General features: G+C 69.6%; 18 protein-coding genes. 11 read left to right on the forward strand and 7 right to left on the reverse strand.

Annotation, left to right across the window (positions count from 1 at the left end; translation table 11 throughout):
* Positions 1–4: 4 nt before the first annotated feature.
* On the reverse strand, positions 5–364 hold the full coding sequence (locus IG75_RS0113630) for a DUF952 domain-containing protein (protein ID WP_030521620.1): 360 nt from the start codon (positions 362–364) through the stop codon (positions 5–7).
* 269 nt (positions 365–633) lie between these two features.
* On the opposite strand from IG75_RS0113630, the gene IG75_RS40230 reads away from it, so the two are divergent.
* On the forward strand, positions 634–828 hold the full coding sequence (locus IG75_RS40230; protein WP_030521621.1) for a DUF7455 domain-containing protein: 195 nt from the start codon (positions 634–636) through the stop codon (positions 826–828).
* A gap of 88 nt (positions 829–916) precedes the next feature.
* Here IG75_RS40230 and IG75_RS0113640 read toward each other — a convergent pair whose 3' ends face one another.
* On the reverse strand, positions 917–1,654 hold the full coding sequence (locus IG75_RS0113640; RefSeq protein WP_030521622.1) for a TetR/AcrR family transcriptional regulator: 738 nt from the start codon (positions 1,652–1,654) through the stop codon (positions 917–919).
* Positions 1,655–1,899: 245 nt separating this feature from the next.
* Between IG75_RS0113640 and IG75_RS0113645 the strand changes: the two genes are divergently transcribed.
* Both IG75_RS0113645 and IG75_RS0113650 read left to right on the forward strand, forming a co-directional pair.
* Positions 1,900–3,651 carry a DEAD/DEAH box helicase gene (locus tag IG75_RS0113645; protein WP_030521623.1) on the forward strand — a complete coding sequence of 584 codons (1,752 nt, stop codon included), beginning with the start codon at positions 1,900–1,902 and terminating at the stop codon, positions 3,649–3,651.
* The gene (locus tag IG75_RS0113650) at positions 3,651–4,211 is read left to right on the forward strand and encodes a hypothetical protein (protein WP_030521624.1); all 561 of its coding nucleotides are present in this window, start codon (positions 3,651–3,653) and stop codon (positions 4,209–4,211) included. Before IG75_RS0113645 ends, IG75_RS0113650 begins: the two co-directional genes overlap by 1 nt.
* 34 nt (positions 4,212–4,245) lie before the next feature.
* Here IG75_RS0113650 and IG75_RS0113655 read toward each other — a convergent pair whose 3' ends face one another.
* Positions 4,246–5,988 (reverse strand): DEAD/DEAH box helicase, encoded by a 1,743-nt coding sequence (locus tag IG75_RS0113655; RefSeq protein ID WP_081876851.1) that lies wholly within the window; start codon positions 5,986–5,988, stop codon positions 4,246–4,248.
* Between the two features lie 186 nt (positions 5,989–6,174).
* On the opposite strand from IG75_RS0113655, the gene IG75_RS0113660 reads away from it, so the two are divergent.
* Positions 6,175–7,275: a YihY/virulence factor BrkB family protein gene (locus IG75_RS0113660; protein ID WP_081876914.1), complete on the forward strand. Its 1,101-nt coding sequence runs from the start codon at positions 6,175–6,177 to the stop codon at positions 7,273–7,275.
* Between the two features lie 309 nt (positions 7,276–7,584).
* Here IG75_RS0113660 and IG75_RS0113665 read toward each other — a convergent pair whose 3' ends face one another.
* Positions 7,585–7,821 (reverse strand): DUF3039 domain-containing protein, encoded by a 237-nt coding sequence (locus IG75_RS0113665; RefSeq protein ID WP_030521627.1) that lies wholly within the window; start codon positions 7,819–7,821, stop codon positions 7,585–7,587.
* 285 nt (positions 7,822–8,106) lie between these two features.
* Here IG75_RS0113665 and IG75_RS0113670 point away from each other — a divergent pair, with 285 nt between their 5' ends.
* The 3 genes from IG75_RS0113670 (at position 8,107) to IG75_RS0113680 (ending at position 11,306) form a co-directional block, all read left to right on the forward strand.
* Positions 8,107–8,547, forward strand: coding sequence for a DUF3099 domain-containing protein (locus IG75_RS0113670; RefSeq protein ID WP_030521628.1), 441 nt, complete (start codon positions 8,107–8,109; stop codon positions 8,545–8,547).
* Positions 8,548–8,637: 90 nt separating this feature from the next.
* The gene (locus IG75_RS0113675; RefSeq protein WP_030521629.1) at positions 8,638–10,161 is read left to right on the forward strand and encodes a DUF7782 domain-containing protein; all 1,524 of its coding nucleotides are present in this window, start codon (positions 8,638–8,640) and stop codon (positions 10,159–10,161) included.
* A 176-nt stretch (positions 10,162–10,337) separates the two neighbouring features.
* On the forward strand, positions 10,338–11,306 hold the full coding sequence (locus IG75_RS0113680) for a sigma-70 family RNA polymerase sigma factor (RefSeq protein ID WP_030521630.1): 969 nt from the start codon (positions 10,338–10,340) through the stop codon (positions 11,304–11,306).
* Between the two features lie 216 nt (positions 11,307–11,522).
* Here the strand turns inward: IG75_RS0113680 and IG75_RS0113685 are convergent, their stop codons facing one another.
* Positions 11,523–14,222 (reverse strand): bifunctional acetate--CoA ligase family protein/GNAT family N-acetyltransferase, encoded by a 2,700-nt coding sequence (locus IG75_RS0113685; protein WP_030521631.1) that lies wholly within the window; start codon positions 14,220–14,222, stop codon positions 11,523–11,525.
* Complete coding sequence (locus IG75_RS39840) at positions 14,215–15,480, reverse strand: acetoin utilization protein AcuC (protein WP_030521632.1); 1,266 nt, start codon at positions 15,478–15,480, stop codon at positions 14,215–14,217. The genes IG75_RS0113685 and IG75_RS39840 overlap by 8 nt, the downstream gene beginning before the upstream one ends.
* 183 nt (positions 15,481–15,663) lie before the next feature.
* On the opposite strand from IG75_RS39840, the gene IG75_RS0113695 reads away from it, so the two are divergent.
* The gene (locus IG75_RS0113695; RefSeq protein WP_030521633.1) at positions 15,664–16,350 is read left to right on the forward strand and encodes an iron-dependent transcriptional repressor DtxR; all 687 of its coding nucleotides are present in this window, start codon (positions 15,664–15,666) and stop codon (positions 16,348–16,350) included.
* A 3-nt stretch (positions 16,351–16,353) separates the two neighbouring features.
* Positions 16,354–17,334 (forward strand): UDP-glucose 4-epimerase GalE, encoded by a 981-nt coding sequence (gene galE, locus IG75_RS0113700; protein WP_030521634.1) that lies wholly within the window; start codon positions 16,354–16,356, stop codon positions 17,332–17,334.
* A 17-nt stretch (positions 17,335–17,351) separates the two neighbouring features.
* Here the strand turns inward: galE and IG75_RS0113705 are convergent, their stop codons facing one another.
* Positions 17,352–18,722 (reverse strand): DUF4192 domain-containing protein, encoded by a 1,371-nt coding sequence (locus IG75_RS0113705; RefSeq protein WP_051714559.1) that lies wholly within the window; start codon positions 18,720–18,722, stop codon positions 17,352–17,354.
* A gap of 421 nt (positions 18,723–19,143) precedes the next feature.
* Between IG75_RS0113705 and IG75_RS0113710 the strand changes: the two genes are divergently transcribed.
* Entirely contained in the window at positions 19,144–20,085 is a 942-nt protein-coding gene (locus tag IG75_RS0113710) for a PAC2 family protein (RefSeq protein WP_030521636.1), read from the forward strand.
* A 77-nt stretch (positions 20,086–20,162) separates the two neighbouring features.
* Positions 20,163–22,661: a DEAD/DEAH box helicase gene (locus tag IG75_RS0113715; protein ID WP_030521637.1), complete on the forward strand. Its 2,499-nt coding sequence runs from the start codon at positions 20,163–20,165 to the stop codon at positions 22,659–22,661.
* Positions 22,662–22,687 lie beyond the last annotated feature (26 nt).

A 22,687-nucleotide genomic window follows, 5' to 3' on the forward strand; every position in this document is an offset into this window, starting at 1 on the left:
CGGCTCAGCCGGGCAGCGGCGCGAAGCGTCCGTCGGTGCCGGGGAGGTAGCTGTCCACCCCGACGACGGCCTCGACCGGCAGCGGACCGTACAGATGTGGGAAACGCAACGCCGGATCGTCGCTGGGCGCCCCCGGCTCCCAGCGCACCGGCGCCGCGAGGCGGCCCGGGTCCAGGCGGAGCAGCAGAAGATCGCGCCGACCTGCGAAAAGGCGGTTCGCGGGCAGGTGCACCTGCTGCGGCGCGGAGAGATGAACGAACCCCTCCGTCCACAGCGAATCGGGCCGATGCGCACCATCTTCCCGGGCAAGTGCCCACTCACCGGGAGTACAGAGGTGAACAAGGGTGTGAGTGTCACAGGGCACGGGTAACCTCCGATACACAACTCGACAGTCGGTACGGAGCAAGGGCCGTACGTTTTCCACACCCGCCCCGCGGTGTTCGCCACAGGCGAAAAGCGCTGGTCGTGTTAGGGAAAACACACTGGTTCCCCAGTGGGAACAATCCCGATGCCCCGAACGTCTGACAGAGTAGTTACACCACTGCTGGGAAGTAGCGGAAGCGAGCCCGCGGAGTGACCACGGGCCTCACACCAGGTGAACGGTATTGTGCCGGAAGCCAGGACGGAGGAGTCATGCCAGGAACCCTGACTAGCACCCCACTGACCGCGGTCGATCGCTGCGATCGCTGCGGGGCGGCTGCGCGTGTACGTGCCGTTCTGCCCGCAGGTGGCGAGTTGCTCTTCTGCCAGCACCACGCGAACGAACATATGGAACGACTGCGCGAACTCGACGCCGTGATCGACACGGAGTCCGCTCCCGCTCTCTGACCCGTCCTCGCGTCCGACACAACAGCATCGAACAACAGAACACCGTCTCCGTGGCGGGCGACCGATCCGGTCGCCCGCCACGGGCGTTTCAGCCGGGCAGAATCCCGTCGATCAAGCGGTGCAGCCCGTAGTCGAAATCTCCGGCCGGGTCACCGGGCGCCTGGTACAACTCACCGACGGCCGCACCGACCCGGGCGGACAGCGGGAAGGCGGCGGCAGGCATGACCTGCTCCAGCACCGGGCCGTGCGCCGCCCACCAGTCGGCGTCGGATTGTTCCCGGACGCTGCGGGCCGCGGCGAGCGCGGTCCGCGCGTTACCGGTCGCGAACTGCGACAGCACCGCGATCACCCGGTCCATCTCGATATCGTCGAGACCCGTCCCCTCCAGCGCCGCCAGGTGCCGCTCGTACCGCCGTGTCCGGCCGGGTCCCAGCACCATCCGCCAGGACGGCACCTCGAACAGCCAGGGGTGGCTCAGATATTCGTCCCGGATCTGCCGGGCGACGGCCACCATCCGGTCCCGCACGGGCAGGCCGGCGGGGATGGGAGCATCCTCCAGCGCGACCACGTCGACCATCAGGACGGTGAGCGCGTCCTTGCTCGGGACGTAGGTGTACAGGCTCATGGGCCGCAGGCCCAGCTCCGCGGCGACCGCGCGGACCGATACTTTCTCGTAGCCCTCGCGGTCCGCGAGCCCGATCGCCGCGGCCACCACCTCGTCGACGCTCACGGTCTGCCGGGGACCGCGGCCGCCACGCCGGGGTGGCAGCTCGTGCCGCCACAGCAGTTCGAGCAGGACACGGGCAGGATCGGGCGGACGGGTCACCGGCACCTCCGGCCGGCCGCGGCCGATACGGGTACCGGCCGGTCCGAGCGCCGCGCTGCCGTGGGCGCGCCGTCGCCGCTCATCGCATTCCCTTCACCACGTAGAGATACCACCCGGGCACTGCGTGGTGCGGACCGGAACAAATCCGGTGCGGTGCGCGTTGCCCTAATACTCCGTACACTATACGCTGATCATAGGGGTGCACTCTGCCGACCATCGAGACCACCTATCTGCCCGACCGTCATATGTTCGCCCTGTGGACATGGACCGGCCGGGAACCCGGCCCGGCACCCACCGGAATCGGCGACACCGCGACCCTCCCCCTGGCCGTACCCGGCGGCACCCGGGCCCAGGCGCGTGCGGGAAGCATCACCCTGCAGGTGACCCCGGTCGACTGCGCGCTGGTGGACCCCGCCGGTCTCGCCGGATTCACCTCTGCCGAGCCGGGCCACTCCACCCGGGCCTGGCAGGCGATCCTCGCCGGCGAACCCGCGGACCTCCCCCTCGCCGGGCACGCGTTTCCCAACGCGGCGGGGACCGCCATACTCACCGGTGACCACGCCCGCTCGGTGCTCCACGACACCACGGCCGTCGCCGCGGGCCTGCGCGACGATCTCCTCGCCGACCTGCGGCCCTATCAGGCGCGCGGGATCGGCTGGTTGCGCGACACCGTCGCCCGCCACGGCGGGGCGATCCTCGCCGACGAAATGGGTCTCGGCAAAACCGTGCAGACCATCGGCCTGCTGGTCGGGCGGGCGGACCACGGTGTGCAGCTCGTCGTGTGCCCGACCTCGCTGGTGGGCAACTGGGTACACGAGATACAGCGTTTCGCCCCCGCCCTGCGGCCGGTGGCCTGGCGAGGTGGCGAGATCGGCACCACGGCGGGCGATATCGTCGTGACGGGTTACCCCGTGCTGCGGCTGCACGGTCACCGGCTCTCCGGAAACGACTGGGCGACCGTGGTGTTCGACGAGGCCCAAGCGCTGAAGAATCCCCGCACGCAGGTGTCCAAGGCGGCCCGCGCGCTCGACGCCGCGGCCGTCGTCGCGCTGACCGGTACCCCGGTGGAGAATCACCTCGAGGAACTGTGGTCGCTGCTGCACCTCGTGGCACCCCGCCTGTTCGGGCATCGCGCCCAGTTCCGGCGACGCTTCGTCAAACCCGTCGAACAGGGCTCGGCCACCGCGGCCGCGCGCCTGCAGGACGCGATCGAGCCGGTCCTGCTCGCCCGCCGCAAGGCCCAGGTCGCCGCCGCGCTCCCGGCCAAGATCCACAACGATCTGCTGTGCGATCTCACTCCCGAACAGGAGAAACTCTACGATCAGTTGCTCGACCGCGCGGTCGCCGACGGCTTCGGTACCGGCACCCAGCGGCAGACCCGGGTGCTGGCGGCCCTCACCGCGCTGAAACAGGTGTGCAACCATCCCGGCCTGGTGGACGGTGACCAGGGCGAATTAGGGGGTCGCTCGGGGAAACTCGACCTGTGCACCGATATCGTCGCCGCCAACCTCGACAACGGCGCGCCGACGCTGATCTTCACCCAGTACCGGGCCACCGGCGACCTTCTGGTGCGGCATCTGGCCGAACAGTTCGCCCTCACCGCGCCGTTCTTCCACGGCGGGCTGACCCAGGCCGAACGCGCGGCGATCGTCACCCGGTTCCAGTCCCCCGGCGGACCACCGGTTCTGGTGCTCAGCCTGCGGGCGGCGGGCACCGGGCTCACCCTCACCCGCGCCGCGGATGTGATCCATTTCGACCGGTGGTGGAATCCCGCGGTCGAAGCCCAGGCCTCCGACCGGGTGCACCGGATCGGGCAGACCCGCACGGTCACCGTCACCACACTGACCTCGGCCACCACGGTCGAGGAACATATCGCGGGGATGCAGCGCCGCAAATCCGCGCTCACCGATCTCGGCGACGGCAGCGGTATCGCCGATCTCGCCCGGCTCGACGACGAGCGGCTCCTGGAACTGCTGCGACGGAAGCGAGGAAACTGATGGCGGACAACGAATTCGGCTACACCCGCTGGGGAATGGACTGGGTCCGGCTGGCCGAGCCGCTACGGCAGACCCGCCCCGAGCCGCTGCTCCCCCGGGCGCGCAGTATCGCCCGCAACGACGGGGTCCGGTCCGTGGTGGAAGGGCATATCGTCCGCGCGCACATCCATCGCGGAGGCCAGGCGTCGGTCGTCCATCTCGAACTGGCGCCGCTCACCCGGACCGCGCGCACGGCACTGTCCGCGATCGTCGGCGCCGGACCCGCTCTGCTGACCGACGAAATGCACGCGGCAGCCCTCGCGGCGGGCGTCTCGGTGGCCCCGGAACCCGCGGCGATCGACTGCTCGTGCAGCGCACGCACCGCACGCTGTCTCCATGTACTGGCCACGTTCTACGATCTTGCCCGGCGGGTGGACGAGGATCCGCGCCTGAGCCTGGATATGCAGGGGTACGGCCACCCGGATCACAGTGCCGCGCGGGGCGATTCCGGCGACGGGCCGGAAATACCGCGCTGGATACCGCTCAACACACTGGATCCCGCGATGTTCTTCGACGGGTGAGCCCGGACACCGACGCCGAGGGGCCGCGGCCGGTTCACATCCGGCGCAGCGCCGCGATCCGCTCGCCGAGCTGATCGGCGGTGGCCAGTGCGGTGGGCGGCCCGCCGCACTGGCGCCGGAGCTCGCCGTGGATCACCCCGTGTGGCTTACCGGTGCGGTGGTGATGCATAGCGACCAGGCTGTTCAGCTCGCGCCGCAGTTCGCCCAATTTGTCGGCGGTCGCCACTCGCTCGGCGGCATTACCCGCTGCCGGGGACGCGGGGGCCGGTGCCTCCGGCTCGGCCTTGGACCGGTCGGCGATCTGCCGGGCCTGCCGCTCGCGCAGCAGGGCGCGCATCTGATCGGCATCGAGCAGACCGGGAATGCCCAGATAGTCGGCCTCTTCGGCGCTACCGGCGAAGGTCGCGGTACCGAACGAGGACCCGTCGTAGATCACCTGGTCCAGTTCGGCGTCGGCGGCCAGCGGCACGAACGCCTTTTCTTCCTCGCCCGGTTCGTCCTGCTGTTTGTTCGCCTCGGTGAGCAGGTCGTCGTCGAGACCGTCCTTCTCGCGGTGCGGTTTCCCGATGACATGGTCGCGCTGCACCTCGAGCTGCGCGGCCAGATCCAGCAGCACCGGAACCGACGGCAGGAACACACTCGCGGTCTCACCCGGCCGCCGGGCGCGGACGAAACGGCCGATGGCCTGGGCGAAATACAGCGGCGTCGAAGCGCTGGTGGCGTACACGCCGACGGCCAGCCGCGGGACGTCCACGCCCTCGGAGACCATCCGCACCGCGACCATCCACGGCTGGGTGCCCGCACTGAACTCGCCGATGCGGGCCGAGGAGGTGGGGTCGTCGGAGAGCACCAGCACCGGCCGAGTACCGGTGAGATGCTCGATCAGTTCCGCGTAGGCACGGGCCCGCTCCTGATCGGAAGCGATCACCAGACCGCCGGCGTCGTGCATACCGCCCTCACGCAGCTGCGCCAGCCGCATATCGGCCGCGCGCAGCACCGCGTAGATCCAGTCGCCCGCCGGATCGAGCGCGGTACGCCAGGCCCGGGCGGTCTGTTCGGCGTTCAGCGGTTCACCGAGCCGGGCGGTGTACTCCTCGCCCGCGCTGTCACGCCAGTGCGCTTCGCCGGAGTAGGCGAGGAACACCACCGGGCGCACGACCCCGTCGGTGAGCGCCTCGGTGTAGCCGTAACTGTGATCGGCCCGAGACCGCGGCAGCCCGGCCTCGTCGGGTTCATAGGTGATGAACGGGATCTGGCTGTCGTCGCTGCGGAACGGGGTACCGGTGAGCGCCAGCCGGCGGGTGGCGTCCCCGAACGCCTCGGCCACCGCGTCGCCCCAGCTCTTGGAGTCGCCGGCGTGATGGATCTCGTCCAGGATCACCAGGGTGCGCCGGTTCTCGGTGCGCACCCGGTGTTTGAACGGGTGCGCGGCGATCTGGGCGTAGGTGACCACTACGCCGTGATAGTCCCCCGAGGTGCCGCCGGTGGTGTTGGAGAAGTTCGAATCCAGCGCCAGCCCCGAGCGCGCCCCCGACGCGGCCCACTGATGTTTCAGATGTTCGGTCGGCGCGACCACGGTGACCTGGTCGACCGTGCGATCGGCCAGCAATTCCGCGGCGACCCGCAGCGCGAAGGTCGTCTTACCGGCCCCAGGAGTCGCCACAGCGAGGAAATCACGGGGTTTGGTCGCGAGGTACCGGGTGAGCGCGCGCCGCTGCCACGCGCGCAGGGATGCGCCCGGAACCTCCGTCGCAATAGCACCGCTCGCATCGGTCACGGAGACAAACACTAGCGGCCGCGGCGGCGATGGCGCCAAACCGGCGTGGGGCGCGCGACCGGTGTCACACACCGTGGGGGGCGGTTTCCGGGGCGTGCTCGGTAACCGGCGATTCACCGATCGACCCCCGACACGTTGCCCGCCGCCATACCGCTGGGCGCCCGGGTGCGCGATGCTGGACAGACCATGCACAGTTACGGACGCGAACCCGGCGCGGACCCGTCGGGTACCGCGTGGGCCCGGCGCGCCCTCGCCCAGATCGGCCGGCTGGTGGTCCGGGTGGCCGTCAAGGCCTGGGACGACTCGATCTTCGCGAAATCCGCCGCCGCCGCCTTCTGGCAGACCCTGTCGCTGGTACCGCTGCTGTTCGGCCTGCTGGGCGGGCTGGGTTACGTCAGCGGCCTCTTCGGGCCGGACACCGTGGAGATTGTGGAATCGAAAGCACTGACCTTCAGTCGCGACCTGTTCAGTCAGAGTGTGGTCACCGATCTCATCGAGCCGACGATCCGGGATGTGCTCGGGCGCGGCCGGGCCGCGTTCGTCTCGGTGGGCTTCGTACTCTCGCTGTGGGCCGGGTCCTCGGCCATGGCAACCTTCGTCGACGCGATCGTGGAGGCGCACGGCCAGCAGGACGCCCGGAACCCGATCTGGCAGCGCATCTTCGCCCTGCTCCTCTACGTCCAGTTCCTGATCGCGGCGATCTTCATCCTGCCGCTCGTCGCGCTGGGCCCGGTGCTCATCGGGCGGGTACTTCCGGATTCGTGGCTGGAGCCGGGCCTGCGCCTGATCGACATGTTCTACTACCCCGCGGTGGGGTTGCTGCTCATCGTCGGGCTGGCCACGCTGTACAAACTCGCGCTGCACAGTTCGCTGCCCTACCACCGGCTGTTCTGCGGGGCGTTGCTGGCGGCGGTGTTCTTCATGGCGGCCAGCGATATCCTGCGCCACTACCTGGCCCTGGTGACCCGGACCGGGGTCACCTACGGTGCCCTGGCCACCCCCATCGCCTTCCTGCTGTTCACGTTCTTCCTGGGTTTCGCGGTGATCCTCGGCGCGGAATTCAACGCGGCGGTCCAGGAGTTCTGGCCGGCCCGGGCCACCCGGATGGAACAGTTCAAGGCATGGCTGGCCAAACGCCGCAGCGAAGCGCAGGGTGACGTAGAGGCCGATCCGGCCGAACCGGGTGCACACCGGATCCCGCGCCGGGGCGGCGCGGGCCGCGGCGACGACAGCGGCCCAGGAGGCGGTTCCGCGGGCGGGACACCGGCTCCATTGGTCACCCGCTGACCTACCGGCCGGGCACCCGCCGGTCGACCGAACCACGCCGGCGGACCGATGCCGGCTCCCCGATCCGGGCGGGACGGGTTGAGGTCCGGCGAGTAGCCGCGGCGATCGTCCCGGATGCCGCGACACGCCCCGTCCGGCAACCCTGCCGATGCGACCCCCACGACCCACTGTGTGGCCGAGCCGTCCGCACCGCGCTTGCGGTGACCGCCTGCTGCGGCTCCGCGACGCGAGGGCACCGACCGGTCATGCCGAATGCAACACCGGACGGATCGGCGGCCGGTGGCTCGGCCGACGTCGAGCCGGGTGCGGTCAGTCGCCCTTACGGAGGGTCTCGTAGACCTTCTTGCACTCGGGACAGACCGGCGAACCGGGCTTCGGCGAGCGCGTCACCGGGAAGACTTCACCGCACAGCGCGACCACCATGGTGCCCATCACGGCACTCTCGGCGATCTTGTCCTTCTTCACGTAGTGGAAGAACTTGGGGGTGTCGTCATCGGTGGTCTCGTCGGTGGTCGTATCGGGGCGGACCAGAGTATCGGTACTCACGCCCTCCATGATGCCGCATCACGGCACCCCGCTCTCGCGATCACCCCCGCGACCGGCCCGTACCGGCGTGTGGCGATGGCGCCCGCCCCGCCGGGGCGGGCGGTCGACGCGACGGGGCGGCGCGAAAAGCGGCCGGTGCGGCCGGAGAAGACGCGTTCCCCCGGCCCACAGCCGCCGGCGATCCGGCACCTCTCGAAGGGGCCGGACCCGGCGGCGCGGCCGTCGTGCACGGTTACCGGTGGACGCGTTGTACACGGCGGCGGAGATAGTGCAAGACTCGAAGGTATGCAGCAGCACGGCGAAGACTCCGAGCGCGGCTCGGAGCACCTCGACGCCGGTGCGAGCGGTCCCGGTGAGCCCCCCGGCACACCGCGGCCGGCCCGTCCCTCTCGTTCGCGCGGATACTTCCCCGGCGACGACGCCAGACACGCGGCGCTGATCACGAAGGCGGCCCCGTCCTTCGAGGAGCAGCACCGGGCCCGGGTTCGCCGGTATTCGATCATCATGGCGTTCCGGATCCCGGCGCTGATCCTTGCCGGGGTGGCCTACACGGTCTTCGGGAACGCCCTGATCTCGATCCTGATCATGGCGGCTTCGGTACCCCTCCCGTGGATCGCGGTCCTCATCGCCAACGACCGGCCGCCGCGGGACAAGAACGAACCCAGCCGCTGGGACCGCCCGCGTCCCGCACTGGAGGAACGCCGGCACGACCAGATCGACGGCTAGACCGCTCGCCATCGCCATCGCCGAGTCCGGCCACATCGCGACAGCGGTGCGGCCATCCGGCCGAGCCCGCGGAGGTGGCAGAGTACCGCTGTGCCCACCTACGGATCGACCGTCCGATCACCGCTGACCGCCCTGTGCCCGGCCCTGCGCACCGCGCTGACCAGGGTCGGATACGACGCCGACACCCTGCTCGAAACGCTGGGCGACGAAGCGCACAGCGCCCTGGGCCGCGGCGAACCGGTACCGGTGCGCCGGGCCGCGCGCGCCGCCGGTGAACTGGGCGCCCTCGTCCGCCTGCTCCTCCTCGGTGACGCACTGGACGAGCGCGAGGCCGCCGCGGCACTGGCTCCGGTGCGGATCGATGAGGCCGTGGCGGCCGGACTGCTGACCCGCTCGGGCGGCGAGGTCCGCGCGGCGCTGGACCTGCGCCCGACCGATATCGGCGCGGGCAACCGCTGGATCCTGTCCGACCTCGACGATTCGATGCACCGGCGCACCCTGACCGAGGATCATGTACTCGGCGTAGGCCATGCCTCGCTCTCGCTGCTGCGGGCCACCCCGACGGCACCGGTCGGCTCGGTGCTGGATCTGGGCACCGGCTGCGGTATCCAGGCCGTGCACGCCGCGTCCTACGCCCGGTCGGTCACCGCTACGGATGTGAATCCGCGCGCGCTGTGGCTGGCCGAGGCCACCGCGGCGCTCAACGAGCTGGATATCGACCTGGTGCCCGGGTCGTGGTTCGAACCCGTCGCCGGGCGCCGGTTCGATCAGGTGGTGGCCAATCCACCCTTCGTGGTCGGGCCGGGCCGGGTCGAGCACACCTACCGTGATTCCGGGCTCGCCCTCGACGGCGCCAGTGAATTGGTGATCTCGGGTGTCCCCGACCTGCTGACCCCCGGCGGAACCGCCGCGGTGCTGGCCGCCTGGGTGCACACCGAGGACCAGGACTGGCGGCAGCGCGTCTCGAGCTGGTTGCCCGCGCACGGTATCGACGCGTGGGTCGTCCAGCGTGATGTCGCCGACCTCGCGCTGTACGTGGGCACCTGGCTGCGCGACGCCGGCCTCGATCCGCGCACCCCCGCGGCCCAGCAGCGGGCCGAGGAATGGCTGACCGCGCTGCACCAGGCCGAGGTGACCGGTATCGGTTTCGGTTTCGCCTACCTGCGCGCGGTGGACGCGCCGACCGAACTGCTGGCCGAGGACCTCGCCCACGGCTTCGACGATCCGCTCGGCGCGGAAGCGCTGGCCTACTTCCACCGATCCGCCTGGTTGCGCGATATCGCCGGTGATCCGGACCGGGCCCGGCGCTCGCGCTACCGGGTCGACCCGGCGACCGCCCTCGAACGGGTTGCGCTGCCGGGTGCGCAGGGCTGGGAGCAGCAGGTGATGCGCCTGCACCGGGGCGACGGGCCGCGGTGGCAGCACGAAGTGGACGAGACGACGGTCTCCCTGCTGGCGGGAATGCGGCCCGACGGCCTGCCGTTGTATGAACTGATCGAACTGCTGGCACTGTCACAGGGAGCGGAGGAGGTCTCCCCCGAGTTCGCGGATGCCGCCCTCGGAGTGGTCACCGGTTTGGTGAGGCACGGGTTGATCCACCCGGTACCGCACTAGGGGTACGCCCCCACCGCGTGTTCCGCCACCTGCCGAGGGGCTCTCGTTCTCAGGAACTTCTCAGAACGTCACAGTGAAAACCGCAGTTCAGAGCGGTTTATCCGTGCCCGGCGAGGGAACTTTCCCTATGTCGGGTCCGTTGTTCGGAGTGAGACACCACCGACAGGAGGCAAGTCATGACAAGCCCCGCCACCACTCGTGTGCGCCCCAGTGATACGGACCTCGACGCTTCGAGCCCCGCCGCCGACCTGGTACGCGTGTACCTGAACGGAATCGGCCGGACCGCCCTGCTCACAGCTGCCGACGAGGTCGAACTGGCCAAGCGCATCGAGGCGGGTCTCTACGCCCAGCACCTACTGGAGACCGGCAAGCGGTTGTCGGCGACCCGCAAGCGTGATCTGGCCATTGTCGTCCGGGAGGGCCAGGCCGCGCGTTCGCACCTGCTGGAAGCCAACCTGCGCCTGGTCGTCTCGCTCGCCAAGCGGTACACGGGCCGCGGGATGCCGCTGCTGGACCTCATCCAGGAGGGCAACCTGGGCCTGATCCGCGCGATGGAAAAGTTCGACTACGCGAAGGGCTTCAAATTCTCGACCTACGCCACCTGGTGGATCCGGCAGGCGATCACCAGAGGTATGGCCGATCAGAGTCGTACCATCCGGCTCCCGGTCCATCTGGTCGAACAGGTCAACAAGCTCGCCCGGATCAAGCGTGAACTACATCAGCAGCTCGGCCGGGAGGCCACCGACGAGGAACTCGCGTCCGAGTCGGGAATCGCGGTGGAGAAGATCGCCGATCTGCTCGACCACAGCCGCGATCCGGTGAGCCTGGACATGCCGGTGGGTAACGACGAGGAAGCCCCGCTGGGCGATTTCATCGAGGACTCCGAAGCCACCTCGGCCGAGAGCGCCGTGATCGCCGGCCTGTTACACCACGACGTGCGCAGCGTCCTCAACACGCTCGACGAACGTGAACAGCAGGTGATCCGTCTCCGGTTCGGTCTGGACGACGGCCAGCCGCGCACTCTGGATCAGATCGGCAAGCTGTTCGGCCTGTCCCGGGAGCGTGTCCGGCAGATCGAGCGCGAGGTCATGTCCAAACTGCGTAAGGGCGAGCGGGCGGACCGGTTGCGCGCCTACGCGAGCTGATAGCAACACCTCCCCATAAAACGGTGACCGGCCGGTTTCGGCCGGTCACGCTGTATCGATTTCCAGGCCCGCACCGCCCCTTTTCCGGCCGGATGACGCTTCGCCGGGCCCCGGCGCCTACGCCCGCCGACCGATTCGTCGCTCTCGGCGGCCGTCACGGCCGCCGGGCCCGCGGGGAGATGGCCCCGGATGATCCGGCGAATCGTGGCCCGATTCCTATCCCAATCGCCGTGGTCCGGTGTCGAAGCGGCTCGGCTGCGGGCCGATCCGGGCGCGGGCATAGAGGATCGCCGCCGATTCCGGGGCGGCCAGCACCGGCTCGAAGGACAGTTCCCGCATCTCGGGGAGATCGTCGAACATCGCCGAGATACGCCGGGTGAGTGCGATGAGAGCCGCTTTGTCCACGCGGGGACTGGCCGGGGTTCCGTTCAGCAGCGGGGCAGCGCGCGGCGCGTCGATCAGCGCGGCGGCCTCCTGCGCCGACAGGGGCAGCGCTCGATAGGCCCGATCACCGAGAAGTTCGATTATCGGCCCGGACAGCCCGAATTCGATGACCGAACCGAACGCCGGGTCGTCCTGCACCTTCAGGACACAGCCGACTCCCTTGGGCGCCATGCGCTGAATGTGCAGGAGCGGATCCCCGCACAGCTCGACCAGATCGCGATAGGCCTGGCGGACCGCGTCCGGGCGCCACAGGTCCAGCCGCACCCAGCTCATATCGGGGCGGCGGCGCCAACTCTCGTTGGTGGCCTTCGCCGCCACCGGATAGCCCAGTTCCTCGGCTGCCGCCACGGCTGCCTCGGCGTCGCGGACCGCACGGAACTCCACCACGGAGATGCCGTAGCAGTCGAGCAGGAGAACGGTCTCGTCGTCGGTGAGCCACCGCCCGGCCGGATCGGTCGTCCACTGCTCCATCAGCCGCACGGCCCGCTCGCTGTCGATACCGGCCGGTCGTCCGTTCTCGTCGCCGGTGTGGACGGTATCGGAGGCCGGGGAGGCGGGCAGATCGCGCCAGCGCGCGTAGCGATGCACTCTGGCCAGTGCGCGGACCGCGCGCGCCGGATCGGGGAAGGACGGAATGGATCCGCGGATCGCGGCCGCGCCGGGACCACGGACGGCCAGCAGATTCGGGATACCGTCTCCGCTGGCAAAGGTGGTGAGCACCGGTTTGGTCGCGGGCACCGAGGCCACCGCCGCCCGGATCGCCTCGGCATATCCGGTCTGCGGCAGCGGAATCGGCGGCGCGAAGATCACGATCACCGCATCGGTGTTCTCGGCTTCGAGTGCCGCGGCGACAGCGATCCGGAAGTCCTCGGGTGTGGCCTGCGGACCGAGGTCCACCGGTTCGACCACGGTGAGCCCCTCACTGCGCGCCGCGTCGGAGGTCAGCCAGTTGAGTGCGGTGCTGTTGCCCACAACGGCCGGCCGCGGCCCACGGGGCAACGGCTGATAGCCCAGCAGGGCTGCGCAGTCGAACATCTCGGAGATCGAATCCGCCTGCACTACACCGGATTGCGCGAAGAGATCGCGCACGATGGACCGGTCCAGTCCGCCGTCCGACATCCCGCGCGCGGCCAGTCGGCTGGGACTGACCGCGACGATCGGCTTGTTGCGGGCCACCCGGCGCGCGATGCGGGAGAATTTGCGCGGATTACCGAAACTCTCCAGGTACAGCAGGATCACATCCGTGTCGGCATCGGTATCCCAGTACTGCAGCAGATCGTTACCGGAGACATCGGCACGGTTACCGGCGGAGACAAAGGTGGACAACCCCAGATTGCGGGTGGCGGCCTCGGCGAGGATGGCCACCCCGAGCGGCCCCGACTGACAGAAGAATCCGATCCGCCCGCGGCCCGGCAACAGGGTGGCGAGTGTGGCGTTGAGACCGACCGCCGGGTCGGTGTTCGCGATGCCCAGCGCGCTCGGCCCCACGACACGCATGCCGTGGCCTCGGGCGGCCGCGACCAGTTCGGCCTCCGCGCTGCGACCCTGCTCCCCCGTCTCGCCGAACCCCGCCGACAGCACCAGTAGGCCCTTGACCCCCTTGACCATACAGTCGTCGAGCACCGACCCGATGGCGGCCGCGGGGACCGCGACGACGGCCAGATCCACCTCGTCCGGGATATCGCGCACCGTCGGATACGCGTGGACACCGCGGACCGAACGCCGCTCCGGGTTCACCGGGTACACCGCCCCCTGGAACGTTCCGTCCAGCAGATTGGCCAGCACCACACCACCGACGCGGGCGGTGCTCGGGGTCGCGCCGATCACCGCCACCGACCGCGGAGCCAGCAGATTGCCCACACTGCGTGCCTCCGAGGCCCGTTCCCGCGCGTCGCGCACCGAGCGCAACGCCTCGGTGGGGTCGATGGCGAATTCCAGATGCAGCACCGAGCCGTCACGACTGCGCTCCACCTGGTAGCCCGCCTCACGGAACACGGTGACCATCACCGTGTTCTCGGCCAGCACCTCGGCGACGAAGGTGTCGATCCGATTCTCCGCGGCCGCGCCGGCCAGATGTTCGAGCAGGATCGATCCGAGCCCGCGTCCCTGGTGCTCGTCGGCCACCACGAAGGCGACCTCCGCCGCGCGCGAGCCGGTCCGGTCCAGAATCTCGTAGCGCCCGACGGCGATGATCGCGTCCCCCAGGACGACGACGAGTCCGACCCGGTCCCGGTAGTCGAGGTGGGTGGTGCGGTGCAGATCCTTCGGCGATATCCGCGGATAGGGCCCGAAATAACGCAGGTAGCGGCTGCGCTCGGACAGCGCGGTGTGGAATCGCTGCAGTTCGTCGGCGTCGCCCGGAGTGATCGGGCGCACCCGCACCACACCGCCGTCGGAGGCCAGGACATCGGCCTGCCAGTGCAGCGGCGCCGGCGGCGGATCGTCGGGAACACGGTCGGTGGGGTCAGTCACGCGGATCCTCCGGGTCGAGGCCGAGCGGGCCGAAGCACGCTCGGCGGGTGGCGAGAACGGCCGTATCGACGGCGCGCTGGGCGCGGTCGAACCGGGCGTCCCCGGTGTCGGCGGTCCCCCCGGGGCCGTCCCAGCGCCGGAACGCGATATCCACACCGTCGCCCATGGTGCGGGGCGGTGATACCCGCGGCCTGTCGGTGTGCACGAGATCGATCCAATCCTGCGGTATCGCGGTCGCCGGGTCCACCGGGCGATCGAGCGCGATACCCAGGAGATGGGTCCAGGCCCGGGGCACCACCCGCACCAGGCCGTACCCACCGCCACCGACCGCCAACCACCGCCCCTCGGCATATCGGTCGGCCAGCTCCCGCATCGCCAGGAAGGCCGCCCGCTGCCCCTCGATACCCAACTCCAGCTCCGCGAGCGGATCCTCGCGGTGGGTGTCCACCCCGCACTGGCTGACCACCAGCTGGGGCCGGAAGGCCGCCACCGCGCCGGGTACCACCGCGTGGAAGGCGCGCAACCATTGCGGATCGCGGGTACCCGGCAGCAGCGGGAGATTGATCACGGTGCCGTCTCCGGGGCCGCTACCGGTCTCGTCCGGCCAGCCGGTGTTCGGCCACAGGGTGGCGGGATGCTGGTGGATCGACACGGTGAGCACCCGCGGGTCCCGATAGAACGCCTGCTGCACCCCGTCGCCGTGATGGACATCCACATCGAGGTAGGCGATCCGGTCGAAACCGTGGTCGAGCAGCCAGGAGATGGCCACCGCCGCGTCGTTGTACACACAGAAACCGGCGGCCCGCCCGGGCATGGCGTGGTGCATACCGCCGCCGATACTCACCGCCCGCCGGGTGGCACCCGTGGCGATGGCACGCGCCGCGGCCAGAGTGCCACCGACGATCACCGACGCGGCCTCGTGCATCCGGGGGAACACCGGATTATCGCTGGACCCGAGCCCGTACGGCGGATCGACCGGAAGGTCGCCCACCGTCTCACGCGGTACCGCCGAGCGCACTGCCTCGATGTAGTCGCCGGTGTGTATCCGGAGCAACTCCTCGCGACCGGCCGCGCCGGGCTCCAGGAGTTCGATCCCGTCGAGTATTCCGAGCGAGCGCGCCAGCGCCATCGTGTACTGCAGACGGACCGGTTTCATCGGATGCTCGGGGGTCCACGAGTAGTCCAGGAAACGGTCGGTCCACACAACGGTCCCCGGTTCCCCGGAGCCGGGGTTCACGTCCGGCGGTGCAGTGGCCATGATCGCAACCGTATCGGGAAGGGTGAAACCCCATCGCACGTTGTCATGCAGTAGAAATACATGTATGCGCGACTGCGGCGTCGGGCCGCGCGCCGAATGTATTCCCATCGCGTCAGGCGACCCGTTCGTTTCGACCGGGGTCGCTGGTGCGCAGGTAGAATTCGTGCCGACGAAGGGGCAACAGTGAAGGATCTGGTCGACACCACGGAGATGTATCTCCGTACCATCTACGACCTCGAGGAGGAGGGCGTAGTACCCCTGCGCGCCCGGATCGCCGAGCGCCTCGAGCAGAGCGGCCCCACGGTCAGCCAGACCGTGGCCCGGATGGAACGCGACGGACTGCTGCTCGTCGCGGGTGACCGGCATCTCGAACTGACCGAGAAGGGCCGCAGTATGGCGGTCGCGGTCATGCGCAAACATCGGCTGGCCGAGCGGTTGCTGGTGGACATCATCGGGCTGGACTGGCAGAACGTGCATGCCGAAGCCTGTCGCTGGGAACATGTGATGAGCGAGGATGTCGAGCGGCGCCTGGTCGAGGTGCTCAACCACCCCACGACCTCTCCCTACGGCAACCCCATCCCCGGCCTGGACGAACTCGGTATCTCCGCGGCCCAGTTGCTGGAGGAACCGTTGAAGCGGTTGTCCGAACTGCCGCAGGGCCGTACGCACGCGGTGGTGGTGCGCCGGCTGGCCGAACACATCCAGACCGATCCCGAGGTGATCGGCCGGCTGCGGGAGGCGGGCGTGGTGCCCGACGCCCGGGTCACCGTCGAGAGCAAACCGGGCGCCGTCGTCATCACGGTGCCGGGCCACTCGGGGTACGAACTGCCCGACGAAATGGCCCACGCCGTTCAGGTGAAGCTGGTCTGATCGATGAAACTTCTGGTGACCGGCGGAGCCGGATATGTGGGTGGCGTCTGCGCGCTCGTGCTGCGGGAGCAGGGACACGAGGTGGTGGTCGTCGACGATCTGTCGACGGGTAATGCCGACGGGGTGCCCGAGGGCGTCGAATTCGTCGAAGGTGATATCGCCGAGGCCGCGCCGGATCTGCTGCGCACCCGGCAATTCGACGGAGTTCTGCATTTCGCGGCACAATCGCTGGTCGGTGAATCGGTACAGCGACCCGAAAAGTACTGGCACGGCAATGTGGTGAAAACACTCGCCCTGCTCGAAGCGATGCGCGAAACCGATACCCGGCGATTGGTGTTCTCCTCGACGGCGGCGGTGTACGGCGAGCCGGAACAGGTTCCGATCACCGAGGACGCGCCGGCTCGCCCCACCAACCCCTACGGCGCCTCGAAGCTGGCGATCGATCACGCCATCACCTCGTATTCCGTCGCGCACGGTCTGGCCGCCACCAGCCTGCGTTATTTCAATGTGGCCGGGGCCTACGGCGGTCTCGGCGAGAACCGGGTGGTGGAGACGCATCTGATCCCGCTGGTGCTGCAGGTGGCTGCGGGGCATCGGGATTCGATTTCGGTGTTCGGCACCGATTGGCCGACCCACGATGGCACCGCGGTCCGCGACTACATCCATATCCTGGACCTGGCGCAGGCGCATCTGCTGGCCCTGGAGACCGCCGCGGCGAGCACCCACCGGGTGTTCAATCTCGGTAGCGGTACGGGATTCTCCGTACGCGAGGTGATCTCGGCGTGCGAACGGGTCACCGGTGGACCCATCGCCGCGGTCGACGCCCCGCGCCGCGCCGGTGACCCGGCCGTGCTGATCGCCTCCAGCCGGCGCGCGATCGACGAACTCGGCTGGAAGCCGGAGCACAACGACCTCGACGAGATCGTCTCCGCCGCCTGGAGCTATTTGCGGGGCCTCGGCTCGCGCGCGCACAGCGCGCGCTGATCCGGCCGCGGCCGATCTCACCACACCGCGGCCGGGTCGACGCCCAGAGCGGTGGCGGCGTCCCGGCCGCACTGCGTCAGATCGCGGAGGCGTTCGGGTCGCATACCGGCCTCCAGGGCGGTATGCAGCAGTGCGGCCATGGAGTGATGCGGCTCGGCATCCAGCGCCGCGTCCAAGGCGATCCCGGCGAACGGGCCGTCGCCCCGCACGTAGGCGAAGTAGCCCAGCAGGGTCGCCGCTTCCGCGCGGTCGGCGCCGTGCAGCGCGCGGGTCAGCAGAGCCAGCAGGCTCTCGGCCGCTTCGGCATGCGCGGTATCGGCCACGGCGAAGACGGAATCGCGGACCTCCCGGTCACGCAGGGCCACCGCGATCTGGGCAAGCTCCCGGGCATCGAGTCCGGGGCCGGATTCGGCGTTCGCGATGAGCCAGAGCACGGTCATCAGTTCGCCGCGCAGATAACCGGCCGGATCGCCACGCTGCGCGGCGGCCACGTATCTGTCCTTGGCGCGGCCCCTGGCCTCCGCCAGTTCACTCGACACTCGCGCGCGCAGGACATCGTCCGGGGCGACCAACGCGGTCAGTTCGTCCCGGCTGCGGCGGATCGGCCGGCCGTCCAGAACCCGGCCGAGGGTGACCTCCGAGGCCACCGGATCGGCGATCCGCCCGCCGCGTGGTGGACCCGTCACGCTCCACCACGGCTGTCCGGCCGCGATCGACCGAGCGGCCCAGGCGCCGCGCACCGGCACGGCGCGGGACGACAGTTGCCGTTCCAGTTCTCCGAATACCGGGATTCGGTGCGGTCCAGCGGGTTCACCATTCGTGAGCGCGTCGTCCACCAGGACCACGAGCACTCCGACCACTCCCGGGCGGGCACAGACCCGCGCGGCGGCGGCGGCCACCGTCTCGGTATCGGAGGGGGCACCGGTACCGGGATGCCGGAGGTCGAACCGCACCACGAGATCGATGACCGCGCTCTCCGCCGTGGGGGCCGCGCACAGGACGGCCAGTACCAGCGAACGCTCCGGCCGGAAGCCGAGCATGGCGGGAAGCGCGGCCAGCAGATCTCCCGGGTCGTCGAGCCGGGCGGGGCCGGTACGGAGCGGGTGGTCGTACTCGTCACCGGCCCGGTCGGCGCAGCGTGCCCGGGACGCCGCGGCGTACTCGTAGGTACCCCGCCCGGGAAAGCGCGGGCGGGAAGCACACACACCGGGCGCGGCGGGCGCCGGAACCGGGCGGGGCACGCCGCGCGCGGCCAGCGCCCGCGCGGTGGGGCACCGTCCCGCGGCCCGGCCGGCACGAGGTGGGGCGGGGGCCGGGCGGCCGGCACGGGGTGGGACCGACCGGGCGTCGGCGGGGGTGGGACGGGAGAACGGCGCAGCGGAGGTCATGGCCCGAGCATGCGGTATCGGATCTCGCGCAGTACGGGCGTGAACTGGGAAAACACCGGTTCTCACGAAGTCTGTGGACAACTCGGGGTTGGGGACAACTGCGGTCGGCGGCCCGCCCCCGCGCCGAGACCGGGTTGCCGACTCGGAAATGGGGTACATCCAGGAGCGGAGTGTGCCAGACTCCCCGGTGCGTTCACCGGCCACAAGACCACACCGACCTCCCCGCCCCGCCGCCACCGGGACCGGGGAATTCACCGGCGGCGACCGCTGTTGTCAGCACAGAGAGCCGATGTACGGCCGCGTGTGGCCCTACATCTGCATGGGGGACAATGGAGGGCGATTCGCGGCTCGCGGCACGGCAGCGGATACCAGCAGTGTTGCCCGACCCGCCCGCCACGGATCGCGCAGGAAGGAGTACGCGATGGACTACGAGTCGCGAATGTACGAACTGGAGTTCCCCGCTCCGCAGCTGTCGTCCGACGACGGCTCGGGGCCGGTCCTGGTGCACGGCTTGGAGGGGTACTCCGACGCGGGTCATGCGGTCCGCCTGGCCACGACCCACCTGCGGGAGAGCCTGGAGAGCGAACTCGTCGCCTCGTTCGATGTGGACGAGCTGCTGGACTATCGCTCGCGGCGCCCCCTGATGACCTTCAAAACCGATCATTTCTCCGAGTACGCCGAGCCCGAGCTGAACCTGTGGGCGCTGCGCGATACCGGGGGTACCCCGTTCCTGCTGCTCGCGGGCATGGAGCCGGATCTGCGCTGGGAGAAGTTCACCACCGCGGTGCGATTGCTGGCCGAGCAGCTGGGTGTGCGCCGCAGTATCGGTCTCAGCGCCATCCCGATGGCGGTTCCGCACACCCGGCCGCTGGGGCTCACCGCGCATTCGTCCAACCGCGATCTCATCCCGGACAACCAGCGTTGGCCGGGCGAACTGCAGGTACCGGCGAGTGCGGCCACGCTGCTGGAGTACCGCATGGCCCAGCACGGGCACGAATCGCTGGGTTTCTCGGTACACGTCCCGCACTACCTGGCGCAGACCTCCTACCCGGAAGCCGCGCAGACCCTGCTCGAACATGTCGGTGAGAACGCGGGTCTCGAGTTCCCGCTCGCCGCGCTGGGTGAGGCAGCGGCGCGGGTGCGTGAGCAGGTCAACGAGCACATCGCCGGGAACGCGGAAGTGGAGACGGTGGTGCACGCGCTGGAGCGCCAGTACGACACCTTCGTCAGCGCCCAGGAACGGCAGTCCAGCCTGCTGGTCGGTGAGGGTGAGCTGCCCAGCGGCGACGAACTGGGCGCCGAATTCGAGCGATTCCTCGCCGAGCAGGGCGGTTACTCCGGCGACGACGACGAACGCGGCTGACCCGCCGCGGCCGGTGAGACCCGGCACACGCCCACCGTGCCGGTGATCGGGGCGCGGCAGCCCGTAGGGTGTCCGGGGTGGATCTGACCGAACTGCTCGAGATACCGGGGACCGACGCCGACGCACTGTACGAGTCGTTCGCGATATGGGCCGCCGAGCAGGGTACCGCGCTCTATCCGGCTCAGGACGAGGCGTTGCTGGAACTGGCGGCCGGATCCCATGTCATTCTCGCCACTCCCACCGGTTCCGGGAAATCGCTGGTCGCCGTGGGTGCTCATCTCTTCGCGCTGACCCAGGGGCTGCGCAGCTACTACACCGCGCCGATCAAGGCGCTGGTGAGCGAGAAATTCTTCGCGCTGTGCGAGGTTTTCGGCGCCGAACGGGTGGGCATGGTGACCGGGGACGCCGCGGTGAATCCGACCGCCCCCATCATCTGCGCCACCGCCGAGATCCTCGCCAATCTGGCATTGCGGGAGGGTCCCGACGCCGATATCGGGCAGGTGGTGATGGACGAATTCCATTTCTACGCCGATCCCGACCGCGGCTGGGCGTGGCAGGTGCCGCTGCTCGAGCTACCCCGCGCGCAATTCCTGCTGATGTCGGCCACACTCGGCGAGGTCGATTTCTTCGCTGCCGACCTCGAGCGGCGCACCGGCCGCGCCGCCGCAGTGGTCGCGGGTACGGAACGCCCGGTGCCGCTGCACTTCTCCTACGCGCGCACGCCGATCACCGAAACGCTGACCGAACTGGTCACCACTCATCAGGCCCCGGTGTATGTCGTGCATTTCACCCAGGCCGCGGCTCTGGAACGGGCGCAGGCGCTGACCAGCGCGAACTTCGCCAGCCGGGCCGAGAAGGACGCCATCGCGGAAGCTCTCGGCGAGTTCCGCTTCTCGTCCGGTTTCGGAAAAACTCTCTCCCGCCTCATCCGGCACGGTATCGGCGTCCATCACGCCGGAATGCTGCCCAAATATCGCCGGCTGGTGGAGCGCCTCGCCCAGGACGGGTTGCTGAAGGTCGTCTGCGGTACCGACACCTTGGGCGTCGGGATCAATGTCCCGATCCGCACCGTGTTGTTGACCGGTCTCACCAAATTCGACGGGGTGCGCACCCGGCGGCTCAAGGCCCGGGAATTCCACCAGATCGCGGGGCGGGCCGGACGCGCCGGTTTCGACACCATGGGCACGGTGGTGGTACAGGCACCCGAACACGAAGTCGAGAACACCCGGTTGCTGGCCAAAGCCGGTGACGACCCGAAAAAGATGCGCAAGGTCCAGCGCCGCAAACCACCCGAGGGATTCGTCTCGTGGAGCGAGGAGACCTTCGACCGGCTGGTCGCCGCCGCGCCCGAACCCATGGTGTCGCGTTTCGCGGTGACCAACGCGATGCTGCTGAATGTGATCGCCCGGCCGGGTAATTGTTTCCGGGCCATGCGGCATCTGCTGGAGGACAATCACGAACCCCGACCGGCACAGCGGCGCCATATCCTGCGCGCCGTCCGGCTGTACCGCGCGCTGCGGGATGCCGGCGTGGTACAGCAGCTCCCCGAACCCGACGAGCACGGCCGCTACGCGCGGCTCACCGTGGACCTGCAGCGGGATTTCGCGTTGGACCAACCGCTGTCGCCGTTCGCTCTCGCCGCGTTCGAACTGCTCGACAGCGCGTCGCCGAGCTACGCGCTCGATATGGTGTCGCTGGTCGAGGCCACCCTCGAGGATCCCCGCCAGCTGCTGATGGCGCAGCAGCACAAGGCGCGCGGGGAGGCCGTGGCCGAGATGAAGGCCGAGGGTATCGATTACGACGAGCGGATGGAACTGCTCGAGGACATCACCTGGCCGAAGCCGCTCGCGGAGCTGATCGAAGGCGCCTACGAGACCTACCGGGCCGGGCACCCGTGGTTGTCGGAGTTCGCGCCGTCACCGAAATCGGTGGTGCGCGACATGGTCGAGCGGGCCATGACTTTCACCGAGCTGATCTCCTACTACGAACTCGCCCGCTCCGAAGGGGTGGTGCTGCGCTACCTCGCCGATGCCTACCGCGCCCTGCGCCGGACCGTGCCGGAGTCGGCGCGCAGTGAAGAACTCGACGATCTCACCGAATGGCTGGGCGAGCTGGTACGGCAGGTGGATTCCAGTCTGCTCGATGAGTGGGAGCAGCTGACCGGGGCGGGCGCGGAAACCGACGCCGAGCAGATCGCGTTCGGCGGGGAGAGCGTGCGCCCGGTCACGGCCAACGAGCGCGCGTTCCGGGTGATGGTGCGTAACGCCGTGTTCCGCCGGGTCGAATTGGCCGCCCGGCAGCGTTGGGACGAACTGGCGGAACTGTCCCCCGGCCCGGACTGGGCGGCCGATCTCGGCCCCTATTTCGACGAATACGACACCATCGGTACCGGACCCGACGCGCGCGGCCCGCAACTGTTCCGGGTCGAGACGCGGCCCGGTTTCTGGCAGGTGCGCCAGACCCTCGACGATCCGGCGGGCGATCACGGCTGGGCCCTGGTCGCCACCGTCGACCTGGCCGAATCCAATGCGGCCGGTGATGTGGTCTTCGACGAGGTCACGGTGGTGTCGGGGTGATCCCGGGGATCGCCGCGAGCGAATGA

Source organism: Nocardia rhamnosiphila NBRC 108938 (genome assembly GCF_000720425.1).
In the GTDB taxonomy this organism is placed as follows: Bacteria; Actinomycetota; Actinomycetes; order Mycobacteriales; family Mycobacteriaceae; genus Nocardia; species Nocardia rhamnosiphila.